The 19,523-nt window shown below is 72.3% G+C and carries 19 protein-coding genes, 2 tRNA genes and 1 pseudogene; 7 read left to right on the forward strand and 15 right to left on the reverse strand.

The annotated features are described in order from the left end of the window. Positions 1-186 (reverse strand): annotated as a pseudogene (locus ACR9ZK_RS14185) (ferredoxin reductase); the annotation flags it as partial. Positions 187-285: 99 nt separating this feature from the next. Here ACR9ZK_RS14185 and ACR9ZK_RS14190 point away from each other — a divergent pair. Next, positions 286-1,473 carry a PucR family transcriptional regulator gene (locus tag ACR9ZK_RS14190; protein WP_481342587.1) on the forward strand — a complete coding sequence of 396 codons (1,188 nt, stop codon included), beginning with the start codon at positions 286-288 and terminating at the stop codon, positions 1,471-1,473. Between the two features lie 17 nt (positions 1,474-1,490). Here the strand turns inward: ACR9ZK_RS14190 and ACR9ZK_RS14195 are convergent, their stop codons facing one another. From ACR9ZK_RS14195 to ACR9ZK_RS14245, 11 genes are all read right to left on the reverse strand, one after another. After that, positions 1,491-2,456 (reverse strand): D-2-hydroxyacid dehydrogenase family protein, encoded by a 966-nt coding sequence (locus ACR9ZK_RS14195; RefSeq protein WP_481342588.1) that lies wholly within the window; start codon positions 2,454-2,456, stop codon positions 1,491-1,493. Between the two features lie 97 nt (positions 2,457-2,553). Further along, a tRNA-Asp gene (locus ACR9ZK_RS14200) sits at positions 2,554-2,627 on the reverse strand. A 26-nt stretch (positions 2,628-2,653) separates the two neighbouring features. Continuing rightward, positions 2,654-2,726 (reverse strand) — tRNA-Glu (locus ACR9ZK_RS14205). A gap of 105 nt (positions 2,727-2,831) precedes the next feature. Beyond that, positions 2,832-3,878 (reverse strand): PHP domain-containing protein, encoded by a 1,047-nt coding sequence (locus ACR9ZK_RS14210; RefSeq protein WP_481342589.1) that lies wholly within the window; start codon positions 3,876-3,878, stop codon positions 2,832-2,834. A 116-nt stretch (positions 3,879-3,994) separates the two neighbouring features. Next, positions 3,995-4,912 carry a hypothetical protein gene (locus ACR9ZK_RS14215; RefSeq protein WP_481342590.1) on the reverse strand — a complete coding sequence of 306 codons (918 nt, stop codon included), beginning with the start codon at positions 4,910-4,912 and terminating at the stop codon, positions 3,995-3,997. After that, the gene (locus ACR9ZK_RS14220) at positions 4,909-5,427 is read right to left on the reverse strand and encodes a SigE family RNA polymerase sigma factor (protein WP_481342591.1); all 519 of its coding nucleotides are present in this window, start codon (positions 5,425-5,427) and stop codon (positions 4,909-4,911) included. Before ACR9ZK_RS14220 ends, ACR9ZK_RS14215 begins: the two co-directional genes overlap by 4 nt. 132 nt (positions 5,428-5,559) lie before the next feature. Beyond that, positions 5,560-6,117 carry an NUDIX domain-containing protein gene (locus ACR9ZK_RS14225; protein ID WP_481342592.1) on the reverse strand — a complete coding sequence of 186 codons (558 nt, stop codon included), beginning with the start codon at positions 6,115-6,117 and terminating at the stop codon, positions 5,560-5,562. Then, the gene (locus ACR9ZK_RS14230; protein ID WP_481342593.1) at positions 6,114-6,779 is read right to left on the reverse strand and encodes a methylated-DNA--[protein]-cysteine S-methyltransferase; all 666 of its coding nucleotides are present in this window, start codon (positions 6,777-6,779) and stop codon (positions 6,114-6,116) included. The genes ACR9ZK_RS14225 and ACR9ZK_RS14230 overlap by 4 nt, the downstream gene beginning before the upstream one ends. 5 nt (positions 6,780-6,784) lie before the next feature. Continuing rightward, complete coding sequence (locus ACR9ZK_RS14235) at positions 6,785-7,270, reverse strand: RNA polymerase sigma factor (protein WP_481342594.1); 486 nt, start codon at positions 7,268-7,270, stop codon at positions 6,785-6,787. Positions 7,271-7,421: 151 nt separating this feature from the next. After that, positions 7,422-7,931, reverse strand: coding sequence for a methylated-DNA--[protein]-cysteine S-methyltransferase (locus ACR9ZK_RS14240; RefSeq protein ID WP_481342595.1), 510 nt, complete (start codon positions 7,929-7,931; stop codon positions 7,422-7,424). Then, the gene (locus ACR9ZK_RS14245; RefSeq protein WP_481342596.1) at positions 7,928-8,971 is read right to left on the reverse strand and encodes a cation diffusion facilitator family transporter; all 1,044 of its coding nucleotides are present in this window, start codon (positions 8,969-8,971) and stop codon (positions 7,928-7,930) included. The genes ACR9ZK_RS14240 and ACR9ZK_RS14245 overlap by 4 nt, the downstream gene beginning before the upstream one ends. Before the next feature lie 122 nt (positions 8,972-9,093). On the opposite strand from ACR9ZK_RS14245, the gene ACR9ZK_RS14250 reads away from it, so the two are divergent. Then, complete coding sequence (locus tag ACR9ZK_RS14250) at positions 9,094-9,294, forward strand: CsbD family protein (protein ID WP_481342597.1); 201 nt, start codon at positions 9,094-9,096, stop codon at positions 9,292-9,294. Positions 9,295-9,467: 173 nt separating this feature from the next. After that, positions 9,468-11,858, forward strand: a complete 2,391-nt coding sequence (locus ACR9ZK_RS14255) for a phosphoketolase family protein (protein WP_481342598.1) — start codon at positions 9,468-9,470, stop codon at positions 11,856-11,858. A gap of 28 nt (positions 11,859-11,886) precedes the next feature. Here ACR9ZK_RS14255 and ACR9ZK_RS14260 read toward each other — a convergent pair whose 3' ends face one another. From ACR9ZK_RS14260 to ACR9ZK_RS14270, 3 genes are read right to left on the reverse strand one after another with little or no spacing between them, the layout of a single operon-like run. Continuing rightward, positions 11,887-12,675 carry a DeoR/GlpR family DNA-binding transcription regulator gene (locus ACR9ZK_RS14260; RefSeq protein ID WP_481342599.1) on the reverse strand — a complete coding sequence of 263 codons (789 nt, stop codon included), beginning with the start codon at positions 12,673-12,675 and terminating at the stop codon, positions 11,887-11,889. Between the two features lie 10 nt (positions 12,676-12,685). Further along, on the reverse strand, positions 12,686-13,693 hold the full coding sequence (gene pdxA, locus ACR9ZK_RS14265) for a 4-hydroxythreonine-4-phosphate dehydrogenase PdxA (protein ID WP_481342600.1): 1,008 nt from the start codon (positions 13,691-13,693) through the stop codon (positions 12,686-12,688). Next, positions 13,690-15,075 (reverse strand): four-carbon acid sugar kinase family protein, encoded by a 1,386-nt coding sequence (locus tag ACR9ZK_RS14270; RefSeq protein WP_481342601.1) that lies wholly within the window; start codon positions 15,073-15,075, stop codon positions 13,690-13,692. Before ACR9ZK_RS14270 ends, pdxA begins: the two co-directional genes overlap by 4 nt. Positions 15,076-15,323: 248 nt before the next feature. On the opposite strand from ACR9ZK_RS14270, the gene ACR9ZK_RS14275 reads away from it, so the two are divergent. The 4 genes from ACR9ZK_RS14275 to ACR9ZK_RS14290 all read left to right on the forward strand — a co-directional run. Then, a complete protein-coding gene (locus tag ACR9ZK_RS14275) occupies positions 15,324-16,952 on the forward strand; it encodes an ABC transporter substrate-binding protein (protein WP_481342602.1) in 1,629 nt (542 codons plus the stop codon). 24 nt (positions 16,953-16,976) lie between these two features. Continuing rightward, positions 16,977-17,909, forward strand: coding sequence for an ABC transporter permease (locus tag ACR9ZK_RS14280; RefSeq protein ID WP_481342603.1), 933 nt, complete (start codon positions 16,977-16,979; stop codon positions 17,907-17,909). After that, positions 17,906-18,841, forward strand: a complete 936-nt coding sequence (locus ACR9ZK_RS14285) for an ABC transporter permease (RefSeq protein WP_481342605.1) — start codon at positions 17,906-17,908, stop codon at positions 18,839-18,841. Before ACR9ZK_RS14280 ends, ACR9ZK_RS14285 begins: the two co-directional genes overlap by 4 nt. Further along, the coding region (locus ACR9ZK_RS14290; protein WP_481342606.1) for an ABC transporter ATP-binding protein at positions 18,841-19,523 on the forward strand (683 nt) is incomplete at its 3' end. The genes ACR9ZK_RS14285 and ACR9ZK_RS14290, both read left to right, overlap by 1 nt.

Genomic DNA, 19,523 nt, shown 5'->3' on the forward strand with positions numbered 1-19,523 from the left:
GTTCCAGCCCCGACCGGGGCGGAAGTGGATGGTCGTGGAGTCAGGGGTCTCGCGCTCGACGCGCGTGACGATGCCGCGCAGCTGGCGGGCGGACGAGAGCGGGTTGACGAGGGCGAGGAAGTCCTCGGGGTCCAGGGGCGTCGTGAGGACGGACGCCAGACGCCGTAGTGCTCGCAACTGGCTCATACCTCCATGGTGGGCCTCGAGGGGGGTCCAGGTCTTGGGTCGCGGCGTACTCTTTGAGGAAGGAATCTATTGCCTCACGACAAAAAGCAGGAGGCCGAAGTGGCGCACGCCACGTCCGACCCGCCGTGGTTGTCTCTACCCGCCGAAATCAGCAGGGTGCTGCGTCCGGTCGTCCCCGACATCGTGGAGGCCATCATCGAGGGCATACCCCAGGACGTCCCCGTCTACGCGATGCCCATGGAGGGCCGGTTCGGCCATGGCGTGCGGCAGGGGGTCCAGGTCGCGCTGCACCGCTTCCTCGACCTGCCGGGAACCCGCCTGCCGGCGCTGTCGGAGGACGGCAAGTGGGTGTACGAGAACCTCGGACGCGGCGAGGTGCGGTCGGGTCGCAGCCTCGAGGCCCTGCTTGCAGCGTACCGCTACGGGGCCAGGGTGACGTTCCGGGCCATCTCGCGCACGGTCGACGTGTCGCAGATGCCGCCCGACGTGCTGCTCTCGCTCGGCGAGTCGCTCTTCGCGTACATCGACGAGCTGTCGGCCGCCAGCGCCCAGGGGTACGCCCAGGAGCAGTCCGAGCGGGCCGGTGAGCAGCAGCGCCTGCGCGGTGAGCTGCTGGAGATGATCCTGCGGGGCGACTCCAGCGACGGGGTCGCGCGCCTCGCCGCGGCCGTCGGGTGGACGCTGCCCGAACGCATCGTCGTCGGGCTCGTGCCCTCGCCCCACGTCGAGGGGCTGCGCGCCGCGATCGGCCGCGACGGGCTCGTCGCCGAGCGCGGCGCCGACGTCGTCGTCGTCTACCCCGTCGGCAACCGCCGCGTCCGCCGCCGCGACCTCGACCGTGCCCTCAGCGGCCGCCGGGCCGTCGTCGGTCCGGCGCGCCCGTGGCAGGCGGCGGGGGAGTCGCTGCACCTGGCGGCCTCGGCCGGCGCGCACGGCCTCGGCCCGGCCCTCGACCAGCCGCACTCCGGCCCCGACCCGCTCTGGGTCGAGGACCGGCTCGCCGAGCTCGTCGTGCGCTCCGAGCCGCTCGCCATCGGCGACCTCGCAGTGGTGCGCCTGGCGCCCCTCGACGGTCTCCGGCCCGCCGTGCGCGCGCGCCTCGCGGAGACCCTGCTGTCGTGGCTGCGGCACCAGGGCCAGCGGGCCCCGATGGCCGAGGAGCTGTTCGTGCACCCGCAGACGGTCGGTTACCGGGTCGCCCAGCTCAAGCAGCGGTTCGGAGACGCGCTCGAGGACCCGGAGGTGCGCTTCGAGCTCGAGCTCGTCCTCCGTGCCGGCCACCGCTGACGACGCGGCCGGCGCCGTCAGAGGACCCGCACGGGCGCGCCGTCGAGCCACGCGGCGACGGCCTCGACAACCCCGCCGAAGAAGGTCGCGTACGTGTCCTCGGTGACGTAGCCGACGTGAGGTGTCAGCAGCGTCCGGGGAGCCGTCCGCAGCGGGTGGTCGGCCGGCAGCGGCTCGACGTCGAAGACGTCGAGGCCGACGCCCCCGAGGTGCCCCGAGGCGAGCGCGTCGAGGAGGGCGGCCTCCTGCACGATCGGGCCGCGCGAGGTGTTGACGAGCAGTGCGGACCCGCCCATCAGCGCGAGCTCGCGGGCGCCGAGGAGGCCGCGGGTGCCGCCCTCACCCTCGACGAGCGGCAGATGCACCGACACGACGTCGGAGCGCCGCAGGAGGTCGTCGAGGGCCGTGGCGGTGGCGCCGGACGCCTGGGCTCGCTCTGGTGTCAGGTGCGGGCTCCAGGCGAGCACCTCCATGCCGAACGCGCGGGCGACCGCCCCGACCTGGCGGCCGATGCGGCCCAGGCCGAGGATGCCGAACGTGTGGCCGGCAAGGTCGAGCCCGATCGTCGTCTGCCAGCCACCGGAGCGCACCCGCTCGGCCTCGGTGAGGAGGTGGCGCGCGAGGCCGAGCACGAGCGCCCAGGTCAGCTCGGCCGGCGCGCTCGCGCGGCTCTCCGTGCCGCACACCGTGATGCCGGACGCCGCGGCGGCCGCGACGTCGATGCCGGCGTTTCGGCGCCCGGTCGTCACGACCAGGCGCAGCCGCGGCAGCCGGGTGAGGACCTGGGCGGGCAGCGGCGTGCGTTCGCGCATGACGACGACGGCCTCGTAGGGCTCGAGTCGCTCGGCCAGGGCTCGGGGCTCTGCGAGGTGGTCGCGGAAGACGTCCACCAGGCAGGGACGCGTCGGGTGGTCGGTGACCCGGGTCCAGTCGGCGCTGGACAGCGCCACCCCCTGGTAGTCGTCGAGGACCGCGATACGCACCCGGCCACCCTACGGGCGCGCGCCCGGCCCGGCCGGTCGACCGAGGGCCGGGAACGGCGAGAGGCGCCACTCGTGTGAGTGGCGCCTCTGCTCAGGGCGACCCCGACCGGGCTCGAACCGGCGACCTCCGCCGTGACAGGGCGGCGCGCTAACCAACTGCGCTACGGGGCCTTGCGTGATGAAGTTGTGGTCGTGCGTATCCCCAACGGGATTCGAACCCGTGCTGCCGCCGTGAAAGGGCGGAGTCCTAGGCCGCTAGACGATGGGGACTGACCCGAACCATCCGCTTGGGACGTCGAGAACTATAGGGGAGTTCTGCGCACCCTCCAAATCGTCTCCCGGGCGCCGGCCGGAGGCTCGTGCCGCCGGCTCGCGTCACTTCTTGGCCCACGCCAGGACGTCCTCGACCGGCCACGTCGTGACGATGCGCTCGGCCGGGATCCCGAGCCGTTCGGCGCGCTCGCAGCCCAGCGACTTCATGTCCAGCTGGCCCGGCGCGTGGGCGTCGGAGTCGATGGTGAAGAGGCAGCCGAGGTCGCGCGCGAGCTCGATGAGCTCGTCCGGGGGGTCGCACCGCTCGGGCCGCGAGTTGATCTCGACCGCGACGTCGTTCTCGAGGCAGGCGCGGAAGACCTTCTCGGCGTCGAACGTCGACGGCGGCCGCGTGCCCCGGCCACCCGTGACGAGCCGTCCGGTGCAGTGGGCCAGGACGTTGGTGTGCCGGTTGCGCACCGCCGTCACCATCCGCGGAGTCATCTCGAAGGAGGGTTGGCGCAGCTTCGAGTGGATCGAGGCGGTGACGACCTCGAGCTGGTCGAGCATGTCGTCGTCCTGGTCGAGGGAGCCGTCGAGGTGGATGTCGACCTCGATGCCCTTGAGGAGCCTGAAACCGTCGCCGAGGCTGCGGTTGATGGCCTCGACCCGGTCGAGCTGGGCCGCGAGCCGCTCGCGAGAGAGGCCGTTGGCGACGGTGAGCCGCGGCGAGTGGTCGGTCAGCGCCAGCCACTCCTGGCCGAGCTCGACCGCTGCCAGCACCATCTCCTCGATGGGGCTGCCGCCGTCGCTCCAGTTCGAGTGCGCATGCAGGTCGCCCCGCAGCGCGGCATAGAGCTCGTCGCCGTCACCGGTGAGCGTCGCGCCGTGCTTCTCCTCAGCCGAGGCGAGGTAGGCAGGGATCACACCACGCACCGCCTGGCCGATGATCGCCGCGCTCGAGTCGCCGATTCCCTTGATCTGCTTGAGGGTTCCGGCCTCGACGCGTTCACGCAGCTCGTCCTCGGAGATGAGGGTGATGGCCTCGATGGCGCGCCGGAACGCGTCGACACGGTAGCTGCTCTCGCGACCGCGCTCGAGCAGGAAGCAGATGCGACGCAGCGCGTCGAGCGGGCTCATCGGTGCCGTCGGCGGGCTCGGCTGGTGCATTCGGCCAGCCTAGCCGCGCGTGTGGGACGCGCCCGGGTCCGCGCGGGAGGGTTCGCGGCCCGGGCGCGTCCGTCCCGCGTTCGACCCCCGTCGGAACGCAGGACCCCCGAGAGTGGTCAGTGCTGCAGCGTCGGCAGCGTACCGCCGTCGGGCAGCTTTCCCGGAACGGAGGCCGTCGTGGCGACGACCCGGACGATGTCGCCGTAGCGCTGGACGAGGGCGCCGGGCCTCGAGCCCTCGTCCGCGGACACGACGACGCGGTCCCCACGGGCGTCGATGCCGATGCCGTGGACGACGATGCCCTGCGCCCTGAGGACGGGCGAGTCCTGGCGCACCCGCTCGGCGACGCTGACCTTCTCCGCCCAGGTGTGCGAGGCCTCGACGAAGCGCACCGAGCCGCTCGGCATCGCACTGCTGACGAAGGACTCGAGCGCGGCGTCGCGGCGCGTGACGGCGACGACGACCGTGGTGCCGGCCGGGTCCTCGGCGTAGGCGCCGGAGAAGGCGTCCGGCCAGCGGGTCGTCACCGTCGTGGAGGCGGCGTCGAACGCCCGGGTGGCCGGGGTGCTCAGCGTGCCGAAGAACGCCGACAGGTCGCGGGCCGGTGGCATCGGGCTGCCCTTGGCAGTCGGGCCGCCCGGTGGCACGGAGCCCGGGGTCGGGGAGCCCGTCGCACCCGGCGCCAGACCCCGTGCGCCCGAGTCGGCGCCCGTGTCGCTCAGCTGCTCCGGAGCGCCCGCGGCAGACCCCGCCTGGGTGGTCGTGGACGGGCGGCTGCCGGACAGGGCCCAGCCACCGCCGACCACCCCGACGAGCACGACCGCGGCCGCGGTGCCGAGGACGGCGTTGCGGCGCCGGGCGGTCCGGGCCCGGCCACGCAGGAGCGCGCGCTGGGCGAAGAGGTCGTCGCGCGGGGGTTCGAGGTCGTTCGTCATGGCGAGGGCCTTTCGCAGCTCGAGCTCGCCGGGTTCCGGCGTCGAGGCCGGGTCCGGGTCTGCGGCGGGGCCGGGTCGGCGCATCGGGTCCTCGCTCATGTCACGGCTCCTGCCCCCGACAGCGGTGGTTCGGCGAGCCGCTCACGCAGGGCCGCGAGGGCCCGGGAGATCTGGCTCTTGATGGTGCCCTCGGCCACGCCCGTGCACTCGGCGATCTGGGGCACGGTGAGGTCCTCCCAGAACCGCAGCACGAGGACGGCGCGCTGCTTCTCCGGCAGCCCGTGCAGCAGGTCGGTCAGCGTCATCGCGAGCTCACGGTCGTGGTCGCCGGCGGACGGGTGCGACGGCAGCGGCTCGGGAGCCTCGTCGGTGAGCACCTCGCGGCGACGCCTGCGCTGGTCGTTGAGGTAGAGGTTCATCATGGTGCGCCTCGTGTAGGCGGTCTGGGCCCCGTCGGCGATCCGCGGCCAGGCCACGTACACGCGCGCCAGGGCCTCCTGGACGAGCTCGTCGCCGTCGGCCCAGTTGCCGCAGAGCAGGTAGGCGCGCCGGCGCAGCATCGTCTGCCGCTCCTCGACAAAGGTGCGGAACGCCGCCTCGTCCCTCCGTCTCATGTGCTCCCGCCTGGGTCGTCCGTCAGGTCGCTCGTCAGGGTTTCACGGTGTCGTACACCCCATGGACACGCGAGCCCGGCGAAGCGTTGCACGTCGTCGCGACGACGTGGGCCGACGGCGCACCCGGTCGGGTCACGACACCCGGCGCAGGTGCGCCAGGGCGAACATGAGAGCCGCCACGGTCTCGCCGTCGGTGATGCCGCCGTCACGGACGAGGTCGAGCACCTCGGCCACCGGGACCCGGCGCACCCCGTGGATGCCCTCCTCGGCGCGCGTCCGAACACCGGACGACCCGGCGAACCCCGGCGCCGGCCCGAGGCCGGTTGCCAGGAACACCAGCTCGGGAGCCCGGCACACACCGTTGAGCGCGTTCATGATGCCGACGGGGCGCCACTCGCGGGCGGCGAGGCCGGTCTCCTCGGCCAGCTCCCGGCGGGCGGCCGCAAGGGGGTCCTCGCCGTCGGTGCCGCCCGCCGGGACCTCGACGGACCGCCCGACGGTGTGCCGGTCCACCGTGATGAGCACGATCTCGTCGGCGTCGGTCAGGGCGACGACGAAGACCGCCGGGCTCTGCACCTCCACGACGCCGAACACGCCGTCGCCACCGTCCGGGCGCACGACCGCGTCCTCGTGGACCCGGATCCACGCGTTCTCGTAGACGACGCGGGTGCGTCGCACCGGCCAGGTCACGCGGCACCCTCGAGGTGCAGCAGCGTCTGCTTGGCGGGCAGTCCGCCGAGGTAGCCGCCGAGGGCGCCGTCGGACCGGACGACGCGATGGCACGGGACGACGATCGGCAGCGGGTTGGTCGCGCAGGCCGACCCGACGGCGCGGACCGCCTTCGGGCTGCCCGCGGCGGAGGCCACCTGCGCGTAGCTCTCCGTGGACCCGTACGGGATCGCGCCCAGGTGGCGCAGCACCTCGAGCCGGAAGCCGTGCGCGAGACGGAGGTCGACCGGCAGGTCGAAGCTGCGTCGGTTCCCGGCGAAGTACTCGTCGAGCTGGCGGGCGGCGTCGTCGAACCGCCTGGCGTCCTTGAGGATCCGCGACCCGACGCGGGTTCCGAGGGTCTCGAGGACCCGGTCGTGGTCCTCGAGGGCATAGGCGACGCGGACCAGGCCCGCCTCCGTCGCCGCCAGCAGCAACGGGCCGAGGGGCGACTCGACGATGCGGTAGGTGGCGTCGAGGACCGAGGCCGCCGCCGCCCGCTCGACGAGGGCCGCATGGAGCGCGTCGAGCCGGGCCGCGTCGTCACCGGCGGGACGGGTCAGGCGGGCGAGGGTGTGGTCGGGCTCGGTTCCGGGCGTCGGCGAGGTCCGGGCATCCGGAGCCGTCGGGGTCGTCGGGGTCATGGGTCTCACCTCTCCGTGAGGGCGTAGGTCGAGCGCAGCCGGGCGACGCCGTCCGCGGAGGCGCGCCGTGCGGCCGCCGGCGTGCCGCCGACGATGCGCGCGACCTCGGTGTGGGGCAGGCCGGCGACGTGGTGGTAGGCGACGCAGCGTCGTTGCTTGTCCGGCAGCGCCGCCAGCGCAGCCCACAGGCAGTCGTCGGGGAGCGCGGCGTCGGGCTCGTCGCCGCGGGGGGCCGTCGACTCCGGAACCACGGCCACCGGCAGCGCTCGCCGCGCGCCGGCACGGGCGACGTCGAGGGCCTTGCGATGGGCGATGGTGACGAGCCAGGCCCGGACGTTCGCGTCGTCGGGCAGGTCGGGCCAGGCCCGCAGGGCCGCGAGGAACGTCTCGGACCACGCGTCGTCGGCCTCGGCCGGGCCGAGGACGGCGCGGCACACGCGCAGCACGACGGCCCCGTGGTCGGTCACGGCCTGCTCGAACGGTCGCTTCATGCCCTGTAGACGCTCCGGCCCGTGGGTGTGTGAGGTCCCTATTCTGACGGGTTGGGCGGAGGCCCACCTGACCGATGAGGGGGGGTCGACGAGGGAGCGCCGAGGACGGCGAGCGGTGAACGAGGACGGGTGGGGGCGTGGGACGGCGCCCTCAGAAGAGGCGGCCCGCGTCGTCGGCGGTCGGTTCCTCGAGCGCGAGGAGGAACCGCTTGCGCGCCAGCCCGCCGGCGTAGCCGACGAGGGAGCCGTCGGCGCCGATGACGCGATGGCACGGCACGACGACGGCGATCGGGTTGCGCCCGTTGGCCGTGCCGACCGCCTGGGCGAGGTTGCGGTCCCCGAGGGCTCGTGCGAGGTCCCCGTAGGAGCGGGTCTGGCCGTAGGGGATCTCGCGCAGCAGCGCCCACACGCGCTGGTGGAAGGCGTCGCCGCGCGGCGCCAGGGGCAGGTCGAACTCGGTCAGCGCCCCGGTGAAGTAGGCGGCGAGCTGGACGGCGGCCGCGGCGAAGGGCTCGTCGGCCGGGTCCGCCGGCTCACCGAGGACGTCCTCGCCGGGGCGGTACTTCGCGGCGTCCATGAGCAGGTGCGTCACGGCGCCGTCCTCGGCGACGACGGTGAGGTCGCCGATGGGCGAGGGGACGACGACGTGCGAGGCGGTCACCGCGTCGCGCCCCCCGAGGGCTTGCCGGTCTCGTGCGCGGCGAGGATGTCCTCGTGGGTCGGGACGGGGAACTCGGCCGGGTAGTCGCCGTACGCGCGCGGGTCCTCGCGGGGCTCGAGGTGGCAGGTCAGCGCGATGTCGCCGAAGTCGCGGTGGACCGTCGCCTCGACCTCCTCGACGAGGTCGTGGCCCTGCCGAACCGTCCAGGCACCGGGGACGAGCACGTGCACCTCGGCGAACCGGTGGTGGCCGGACTCGCGGGTGCGCAACGCGTGGAAGTGGACCTCGCGGGTGACGAAACGCGACAGGATCCCGGCGATCGCGGCGTTGTCCTCCTTCGACATCGCGATGTCCATGAGCCCCTCGGTGGACTCGCGGATCAGCTTCCAGCCGGTCCACACGATGTTGAGACCGACGAGGAAGGCGACGACCGGGTCGAGCCGCTCGATGCCGGTGAGGGCGACGACGAGGACGCCGACGATGACTCCCGCCGAGGTCCACACGTCGGTCATGAGGTGCTTGCCGTCGGCGGTGAGTGTGAGCGAGCGGTAGCGCCGACCGGCACGCAGCAGGACGAACGCGACGGCACCGTTGACGACGGAGGCCACGACGGAGACGGCGAGGCCGATGCCGACGTTCTCGATCGGCTGCGGGTGCATGAAGCGCTCGACGGCCGACCACATGATGAGCATCGCGGCGACGAAGATCATGACGCCCTCGATGGCCGCCGAGAAGTACTCGGCCTTGGTGTGCCCGAAGTGGTGGTTCTTGTCGGCCGGCATGGCGGCGACCTTGAGGGCGATGAGCACCGCGACCGCGGCGACGAGGTTGACGACCGACTCGGCGGCGTCGGACAGCAGACCCACCGACCCGGTCAGCCGCCACGCGAGGACCTTGAGCGTGATGGTGACGACCGCTGCCGCGATGGACAGGTACGCGAACCGGCTCAGGTCCCGGGTCTGGAGCCCCCGGCTGGTGTCGCTCGAGGCGGTGGACGCCGAGGGGAGGCTCTCGGGGCGGTCGGGGTCAGCGCTGCTCACGGCTCCAGTGTCGCAAAGCCCACCGACGTCGCGTCCGTCCTGCCGGGGCCCGGACGCGTCGGTGGTGATGGAGAGGGTGATCGGGGTAGGTCTCAGGTGACCGATCGGAGAAAGGAGCCCTCATGGGTACCGAGGACAAGGCACGCAACACCGGCGAGGACCTGAAGGGCAAGGCCAAGGAAGCCGCCGGGAAGGTCACCGACAACGAGCGGCTCGAGGCGGAGGGCGAGAGGGACCAGGCCAAGGCCGACCTCAAGCAGCGGGGCGAGCAGCTGAAGGACGCCGGCGAGGACGTCAAGGACGCCGTCACCGGCGAGCACTGACCCACGGTCCGCCCGACGTCGGGGGCCGGTTCCACCGGGACCGGCCCCCTGCCGTGCCCGGACGCGCGCCTCCGCCCGGTCTCACCGGCGCGACTTGGCGTCCCTTGCGTGCGGCTCGGCGGTCGGTGAGAGTCGAGGGGCCGGCACGGTACCCCTGACCGAGAGGTGACGCGATGCGCACGACGACCCTGCCCCCTCCCACCGCCGAGGAGATCGCGTCGTTGGACGCCTGGTGGCGCGCCAGCAACTACCTCACCATCGGCCAGATCTACCTGCAGGCCAACGCCCTGCTCCGCCAGCCGCTCGCCGCCGAGCACATCAAGCCGCGCCTGCTCGGCCACTGGGGCACGAGCCCCGGCCTGTCGTTCGTCTACGCACACGTGTCGCGTCTCGTGCGGCACACCGGCCAGCAGACGATCTACCTCACCGGGCCCGGCCACGGTGGCCCGGCCCTCGTCGCCGCCGGCTACCTCGAGGGCACGTACACCGAGGTGTACCCCCGCGTGACGCAGGACGCCGAGGGGATGCGTCGCCTCTTCCGGCAGTTCTCGGCACCCGGTGGCATCCCGAGCCACGTGTCGGTGACGACGCCCGGGTCGATCCACGAGGGGGGTGAGCTCGGCTACGTCCTCGTCCACGCCTTCGGGGCCGTCATGGACAACCCCGACCTGCTCGCCCTCGCCGTCGTCGGCGACGGCGAGGCCGAGACCGGCCCGCTCGAAGGGTCCTGGAAGGGAATCTCGTTCCTCGACCCGGCCCGCGACGGCGCGGTGCTGCCGGTCCTGCACCTCAACGGGGCCAAGATCGCCGGCCCGACCGTGCTCGGCCGCAAGGACCCCGGCGAGGTGCGCAGCCTCCTCGAGGGGCACGGCTACGAGGTCCTCGAGGTCGAGGGGGCCGACGTGCCCGGGATGCACGAGCGCTTCGCGGCGACCCTCGCGACGGCCTACGAGCGCATCACGACGATCCAGGACGCGGCGCGGGGCCGCGGCTCGCAAGGGGCCGGCACGCGTCCGCGCTGGCCGCTCGTCGTGCTGCGCACGCCGAAGGGTTGGACCGGGCCTGTCGAGGTCGACGGGGTCCGGGTCGAGGGCACCTTCCGCGCGCACCAGGTGCCGCTGTCGGGCGTGCGCGACGACCCCGACCACCTGCGCCTCCTCGAGGAGTGGATGCGCTCCTACCGGCCCGAGGAGCTCTTCGACGACACCGGCGCGCCGGTGGACCTCGTCCGGGCGGCCAACCCCGAGGGCGAGCTGCGGATGAGTGCCTCGCCGCACGCCAACGGCGGCCTGCTCACGCAGCCGCTCGACCTGCCCGACTTCCGCGACTTCGCTCGCGACGTCCCGCAGCCGGCCGCGACGCGTGCCGAGTCCACCCGGGCCCTCGGCGAGCTGCTGCGCGAGACCTACCGCCGCAACCCCACGACGTTCCGGCTCTTCTGCCCCGACGAGACGCACAGCAACCGCCTCGACGCCGTGTTCGACGTGGAGAACCGGATGCTGGCCGAACGGGTGGACCCCGGTGACGACCACCTGGCCCATGACGGCCGGGTCATGGAGGTGCTCTCCGAGCACAGCTGCCACGGCTGGCTCGAGGGCTACACGCTGACCGGCCGGCACGGGCTCTTCGCCACGTACGAGGCGTTCGCGATGGTCAGCGCCTCGATGACGGTGCAGCACAGCAAGTGGCTGCAGGAGGCGCGTCGGCTCGACTGGCGCGCTGCGGTGCCGAGCCTCAACATCCTGCTGACCTCGACCGCGTGGCGCAACGACCACAACGGCTTCTCCCACCAGGGCCCCGGCCTCGTGCAGACGGTCCTCAACGCCCGGGGCGAGGTGGCCCGCATCTACCTACCACCCGACGCGAACTGCCTTCTCTCCGTGGCGGACCACTGCCTGCGCTCGCGCAACTACGTCAACTGCATCGTCATCGACAAGCAGCCGCAGCCGCAGTGGCTCACGATCGACGAGGCCGTCGAGCACTGCAGGGTCGGCGCTGGCACGTGGGACTGGGCCGGCACCGACGACGGTGACCGGGACCCCGACATCGTGCTCGCCTGCGCCGGCGACGTCGTGACCATGGAGGTCGTTGCGGCGGCGCACATCCTGCGGGAACGCCTGCCGCAGCTACGGGTTCGGGTCGTCAACGTCGTCGACCTGATGACCCTGTCCCGCCCCCGCAGCCACCCCCACGGCATGGACGACGTGCGCTTCGCGGAGCTGTTCACCGACCACGTCGACGTCGTCTTCGCCTTCCACGGGTACCACGGCGCCATCCACCAGCTCGTCCACGGCCGGCCCGACGCCGACCGGTTCCACGTGCGCGGCTTCAAGGAGGAGGGCACGACGACCACACCCTTCGACATGGTCGTGCGCAACGAGGTCGACCGGTACCACCTCGTCATGGACGCCATCAACAACGCCGGCCGTCAGGTGCGCGGTGCGAGCGACCTCCAGGCCTGGTGCCAGAGGCAGCTGGCGCGGCACGGCGAGTACATCGTCGAGCACCTCGAGGACCTGCCCGAGGTGCGGGACTGGGTCATCTCCCGCCCGCTGGACTACTGACGCCGAGACCTGGGCGGGGCCGACGGGGTCAGCCGCGCCGCGGGGCGACGACGACCTCCACGCCGTTGGCCCGGAACCGCTCGAGCCGGTCCGGGTCGGCCGACGCGTCGGTGACGAGCGTCCATCGGGACGGCATGACGGCCCACGCGTGGAACGGGGACTGGCCGATCTTGTCCGCGTGCGCGAGGACGTAGGTGTGCTCCGCACGGCTCATCATCAGCTCCTTGAGCCGCGTCTGCTCGAGGTCGGCCTCGCAGATGCCTCGCTCGGCGTGGACGGCGTCGGCCCCCATGAAGGCACGGTCGAACGACAGCCGCTGGACCGCGGCCTCGGCGAGCGGCCCGACGAACGCCTGGCTCAGCGGGCGGAGCCGCCCACCCAGGGCGATGACGTCGATGCCGGGGCGCTCGGCGAGGGTCGACATGGCGCTGATGCCGGCTGTGACGACGGTGAGCTCGGTCAGCGACGGGGTGCGGCTCATGGCGTCGGCGAGCGCGCCCGTCGTGGAACCGGCGTCGAGCAGGACCGTCTCTCCGGGCTCGACCTGCGCCGCGGCCCACCGTGCGATGTCGCGCTTGGCCTCGTGCGCCTCGCCGAGCCGCTGCCGCAGCGAGGCCTCAGGGTGGTGCGAGAGGCTCATGACGCCGCCGTAGGTCCGGGCGAGCTTGCCCTGTGCGGTCAGCTTCGCGAGGTCGCGACGGATGGTCGACGGCGTGACGCCCAGCTGGTCCGAGAGGTCCTCGACGCTGGCCAGGCCGCTGGTCGTGGCAAGACGCACGATCTCGCCACGGCGGGTCTGTGCGCTCTGCTTCGCCACGAGCGGCACCTTAGGCGTCGGCGGGCCGCGGCGCCATCTCCGCGCCGAGCCGCAACGCCTCGATCATCGAGCGGTGGTCGGCGATGCCCTTGCCGGCGATGTCGAACGCCGTGCCGTGGTCGACCGAGGTGCGGATGACCGGCAGGCCGATGGTGACGTTGACGCCGGCCTCGAGGCCGAGGACCTTGACCGGCCCGTGGCCCTGGTCGTGGTACATCGCGACGACGAGGTCGTAGTCGCCCCGGCCGGCGAGGAAGAAGAGCGTGTCCGCGGGCAGCGCACCGTGCACGTCGATGCCGTCGGCGCGGCAGGCCTCGACGCCGGGGTTGATCTTTGTCTCCTCCTCGCCGTGGCCGAAGAGCCCGTTCTCACCGGCGTGCGGGTTGATGCCGCAGACGCCGATCTTGGGGTTCGGGGTGCCGGCGTCGACGAGCGCCTTGTGGCCGCGGCGGATGACCCTCTCGACGAGGCCCGGCTCGATGCGCTCGACGGCGTCGAGGAGCCCGATGTGCGTCGTGACGTGGATGACCTTGACCTTCTCGGTCGAGAGCATCATCGACACCTCGGGGGTGCCGGTGAGGTGGGCGAGCAGCTCGGTGTGGCCGGGGAAGACATGGCCACCGGCGTGCAGCGCCTCCTTGTTGAGCGGCGCCGTGCAGATGGCCTGCACCTTGCCGGCCATGGCGAGCTGGGCGGCGACGCGGACGTAGTGGTACGCGGCGTTGCCGGCGACGGCCGACAGCTGCCCGAACGGAAGGTCGGCCGGCAGCATCCCGAGGTCGATGACGTTGATCCGGCCGGTGACCTCCTCGGCCTCCTCCACGTCGTTGACCGTGACGATGTCGACGGCGGCGCCGACGATGTCGGCGGCCTGCTTGAGCCGCAGCGCATCGCCGACGACGACCGTCCGCGCGAGCCCGGAGACCTCGGGCTCGGACAGTGCGCGGACGATGATCTCCGGACCGATGCCGGCGCCATCGCCCATGGTCACGGCGATGCGGGGTAGGACGGGGCTCATCGGTTCTCCTCGGGGGTGGCGCGGGTGCGCGACGGGGGGTGGGGTGAGTCGTTTTCTGCGGGCAGGGATGATGCAGGGCGTGCAGGGAGCGGAGCGGCCGTCGCCAGGAGCTGCTCGGCGACGTGGCGCAGGGCGTCGGCGTCGCCGAAGCTGCCGGGGCGGGTCACGACGACCCGGGTGGGTGTCGTGACGCCGTCCGTGGTGCGACGCAGGCTCACGACGGTGCCGCTGCCGAGCGAGGCGACGACCTCCAGCGCGTCGGTGCCGAGCCGGTCGAGGACGGCGCGTGCCGTCTGGCCGCCGGCGAGGAAGACGGCGTCGAAGCCGTCCGCGACGGCGGCGACGGCGTCGGCGAGCGCTGCCACGATGCGCGTGGATGCGGTGGGGTCGGCGGGGGCGGCCGGGTCGAGCGCGACGAGGGCGAGACCCTCGCGTCCGAGCGCCTCCACCTCGCTCCGCACGGCGGCCGGGTCGGACAGGAGCATCGTCGGGTCGACGAGCAGCTGGCTCGTCGCCAGGGGGCTGACCTCGTCGAGCTGCGCCGCGACGGTGTCCGTGCGGGTGCCGAGCACCATGAGCAGCGAGCCGACGTGGGGGAGCCCAGGGAGCCACCCGGTCCCGGCCGACGCGTCCGGGCGCGACGCCTCCGCCGGTGCCCCGTCCCCTCCGGGCCCCGGAAGGGCGCGCACCGCTGCGGCGGTCAGGGCACCGGAACCGACGAGCAGCGGCGTGCCGAACGCGGTCTGTGCCGCGGCCACGACGGCATCGAGGTCGGCGTCGTCCCGGGCGTCGCAGACGGGGGCGCAGCCTTCGGCGACGGCCTGCCGCAGCGCGTCCGTCAGAGTCGCCACCTCGCCGCGGACGGCGTCGAGCGGCACCAGGGCCGTGCGCATCGTGCGCAACGCCTCGGCGATGCTCGTCGGTGGCGGGGTGGGTTCGACCGCCCAGAGCGTCGTCTCGTGCAACGGCGCACCGCCGACGTGGAGGACGCCGCCCGTGACCGTCCGTCCGAGGGCCGGGTTGGCGACGGCGATGACCGGCGTGCGGCCCAGACGCTCGGCGAGCGCCGCGACCTCGGCCGCGACGTTGCCGCGCAGGAGCGAGTCGACCTTCTGGACCACGACGCAAGCACCGGACACGAGATCGCCTGCGGCCCGGACTCGGTCGCGGGCGGCTGCGTCGTCGAGGGTACGCGCATCCGTGTCGACGACGACGACACGGGCCGACCCGTCAGCGACGGCGGCGGCCGTCGTCGTGGCGTCGGTCGTCGCCAGGAGGCGGAGCGGAACACTGCGCGAAACGCGCAAGAGTCCGTGCGCAGCGCACTCGGCGGCACCGCTGAGGTCGTCGGCGACGACGGCGAGCTCTGGCGTGCTTCGCATCGTGCCTCCCGTCCTCCGAATGTCGGAAAAGTTCTTGTGAGACAAGGCTTCGGGCGTCCCTGCCCCTCGTTGAGCCAAGCGTCCGCGACCATCTCGCCCGGCGGGGGAGCGGCTGGTGCAGCGAGGCTCGCTCGTGAAAATTGACGGTACAGGTCTTGCGCATTTCGCGCAATGGTGCGACGGTTGGGTCATCCCGAACGGCGCACAACGCGCAGTTGCGGTCTCGGCCAACTCAACGAGGAGTCCAGATGCCCCACACGCCAGCACCGCTTCCCCAGCCCGACCAGCCGGTGCGCGAGGTCTCCCGCCGGTCGATGCTGAAGTTCGCGTCCCTCGCGGGCGCCGGGGCGCTCCTCGCCCCCGCGATCGCGGCGTGCGCGGGCCCGAAGTCGGCGACGAACGCGAGCACCGGTGGTGCCGCCGCCGCGGGAGGCAAGCTGAGCATCGTGCTCAACCGCAACCTCGTCAGCCTGGACAACAAGCTGAACCAGTACGACGCGGCGGTCACGGTCCAGCGTGCGGTGCGCGAGGCCCTCACCAAGATCGGTGACGACCTCAAGCCCGAGCTCGTCCTGGCCGAGTCGTTCGAGCAGACCAAGCCCACGGAGTGGACCGTCAAGCTTCGCAGCGGGATCCACTACTCCGACAAGTCCCCGGTCACCGTGGAGGACGTCGAGACCGCCCTCAAGCTCTACTTCCAGGTGCCGGCCGGCTACGTCGCCTCCCAGTTCCCCGAGCAGCCGACCTTCAGCAAGGTCGACGACAAGACCTTCACGCTGACGACCAAGGTCCCCGTCGTCTCCCTCAACTCGCTGATGTCGAACATCCTCATCACGCCGGCCAAGGACAACAAGGCCGAGGAGCTGTCGACCGGCCTCGGCACCGGCCCGTTCGTCATCGCCTCGGCCGACACCGGCACCGGCACCTACCGCCTCACCCGCAACGAGAACTACTGGGGCGAGAAGGCCAAGCTCGAGGAGGTCAACGTCTCCTACCAGGAGGAGGAGGGCGCGCGCGTCATCGCCATCACCTCCGGCCAGGCAGACGTCATCGACACCATCACGCCCGAGTCCGCGGCCTCGCTCAAGACGAACGCCGACGTCGACGTCATCGAGACGCCCGGCACCCGCCTGATCCACCTCTTCTACAACTTCCGCAAGCCCGCCGGCCACCCCCTCGCCGACCCGAAGGTCCGCGAGGCGCTGACCTACGCGATCGACCACGACTCGCTCATCAAGGCCCTCATGAACGGCCAGGTCAGCTCGGCCGAGGGCGTCGTGCCCAAGACTCTCGCGGGCTACGCCAAGACCGGCGAGTACGTGTACGACCCGGCCAAGGCCAAGAAGATGCTGGCCGACGCGGGGGTCTCCGACCTCAAGCTGACTTTCATCTGGGAGGACTCCGAGTTCGCCGGCGCCTCGCGCGTCCTCGAGGCCATCTCGCAGATGCTCGCCGCCGTCGGCGTCACGGCCACCCTGAAGATGATCCCGAAGGGCGGCGAGATCAACGCCTGGCGCCGGGGCGAGGCGGGAGACTGGGACGTGCTCGCGAACGGCTACGGCAACCAGACCGGCCTGGCCCTGACCAACCTCGTCGGCCAGTACGGCGGCACGCCCGCCAAGGAGAAGACCAAGGACACCTACCAGGGCTACGTCTTCCCCGACATCGTCGCCATCCTCGACCAGGCCGGTGCCGAGGCCGACGAGACGAAGCGCGACGAGCTGCTCAAGCAGGCCCAGGAGAAGATCTGGGCCACGTGGCCGGCCCTGTGGGCCTGGACGCCGAACAACGTCCTCGCCAAGCGCAAGCGCGTCACCACGCTCAAGCTGCGCGCCATCAACTCCTACGACCTCGGGTCCGTCACCGTCTCCGCGTGACGCGCCCCACCTGCAGGTGACCCCATGCTGAACTACGTCCTCAAGCGCATCGGGCAGACGGTCCTGACCGCCTTCCTGGCGACCGCGTCGGTCTTCGTGCTGCTGCGCCTCGCCCCGGGCGACCCGGCCGCCAACTACGCACCACCGAACCCCACGTCGGCCCAGCTCGAGGCGATCCGCCGGGAGTTCGGGCTCGACCAGCCGATCTGGGTCCAGTTCGCGACCTTCCTGTCACACCTGTTCCACGGGGACGTCGGCACGTCGTTCTTCTTCAAGCAGCCGGCCCTCGACGTCGTCATGGAGCGGCTGCCCTACACCATCACCCTGGCGGTCGCGGCCATCCTGCTCACGACGGTCGTCGCGATCCCGCTCGGGGTGTGGATGGCCCGCCGCGCCAACACCGGTCCCGAGCTCGGGGCGAACATCGCCACCATCGCGGGCCAGTCGATGCCGGACTTCTGGATCGGCTTCGTCCTGCTCATCGTCTTCGCCGTCAACCTCGGCTGGTTCGCGCCGGCCGGGTTCGACACGGTGAGCGCGATCATCCTGCCGACGGTGACCATCGCGATCCTGCAGGTGGCGCTCATCTCGCGTCTCGTGCGCCGAGAGATGGTCGCCAACCTCACGGCGCCCTACCTCACGGTCGCCCGGTCGCGCGGTGTGCCCGAGCGCCGCCTCGTCTGGGGGCACGCCTTCGGCAACTCGGCCATCCCCGTCGTCACGGCGCTCGGCACGCGCTTCGCCGCGATGCTCAACGGCGTCGTCATCGTCGAGGTCGTCTTCAAGTGGCCGGGGGTCGGTGAGCTCGTCGTCAACGCCCTCAAGCAGCGCGACTTCCCGCTCATCCAGGCCACCGTCCTCGTCACCGTCGTGCTCGCGCTGCTCGTGCAGCTCGTCGTCGACCTGCTCTACCCGCTCATGGACCCGCGGGTCCGACTCGGAGAGGCCACCTCATGAGCACCGCAGCCAGCACGGAGGACGTGCCGACGCGCCCGGACCTCGGCACCCGCACGGCGAGCCCCTCGGCCGTGACCGCGCAGCTGCGCCGCCGGTCGGCCGCGGCCCGACGCGCCCGGTACAGCACGATCAAGATCTGGGCCGGGGCGATCAGCGCCGGGCTCGTCGTGGTTCCCGTCCTCCTCGCCCGGTGGCTGCCGCTGCCGGATCCCATCGTGGGCCAGCTGAGCGAGTCGGCCCTGCCGCCGTTCAGCCCCGGCCACCTCCTCGGCACCGACCCGAACGGCCGCGACCTGCTCTCGCGGGTCCTGCACGGCGGGCAGACCTCCCTGCTCATCGGTTGCCTCGCCATCATCGTGTCGGGCCTCGTCGGCATCGCCGCGGGCGCGGCTGCCGGCTACTTCGGGGGCTGGACCGACACCATCGTCTCGCGCCTGCTCGAGGCCCAGATGTCGCTGCCGCTGCTGCTCATGCTCCTGCTCGTCGTCGGCCTCTTCGGCCCGTCGATCGTCGTCATCACGGCGGTCATCGCCTTCGCCCAGTGGCCGGAACCGGCTCGCATCACGCGGGCGCTCGTGCTCGTCGAGAGGGAGAAGCCGTACGTCGCGGCGTCGCGCGTCCTCGGCCTGCACCGGGTCGCGATCATCGCCAGACACGTCATCCCCAACATCCTCCAGCAGGTGCTCGTCGTCGTGCTCCTGCTGCTCGCCCAGGCGGTGCTGCTCGAGAGCGCGCTCGCGTTCCTCGGCGCCGGCGTCCAGCGGCCCTACCCCACGTGGGGCGGCATCATCAGCGACGGCCGGGAGCTGTTCGTCACGGGCAGGTGGTGGCTCGTCACCGTCCCAGGCATCGTCATCGCGCTGCTCGTCGTCGGCGTCAACCTGCTCGGCGACGGCCTGCGCGACCGCGTCCGCCGTTCGAAGGAGGCGTGATGGCCCTGCTCGAGGTCAAGGACCTTCAGGTCGAGCTCATCACCCTCGACCGCGTCGTGCGCGCCGTCGACGGCGTCACCTTCAGCGTGGACCGTGGCGAGACCGTGACGATCATCGGCGAGTCCGGGTCGGGCAAGTCGACGACGGCCATGGCGATCCTGCGGCTGCTGCCCGACGACCTCGCCGTCATCTCCGGCGAGGCCCGCATCGACGGCCAGGACGTCACGGGCAGCCGCAAGGTCATCGACGCCCTGCGCGGCCGGTCCGTGGCGCTCGTGCCCCAGGACCCGATGACGGCCCTCAACCCGATCCGGAGCATCGGCGCCCAGATGGTCGAGGCGGTCCAGGTCAAGTACCCCAAGCTGTCGAAGGCGCAGGCCCGCGAGCGGGCGCTCGCACTCATGGAGCGCGTCCACATCAGCAACCCGGGCAAGCAGTTCGACGCCTACCCCCACCAGCTGTCCGGCGGCATGCTGCAGCGCGTCCTCATCGCCATGGCGGTCTCCACCGACGCCGACCTCATCGTCGCCGACGAGCCGACGAGCGCCCTCGACGTCACGGTGCAGGCCGGCATCCTCGACCTCCTCCTCGAGCTGCAGGAGCAGACCGGTATCGGCCTGCTGCTCATCACGCACGACCTCGGCGTCGCCCGGCTCATGAGCGACCGCGTCCACGTCATGAA

Source organism: Monashia sp. HAY1-5C, from assembly GCF_056755255.1.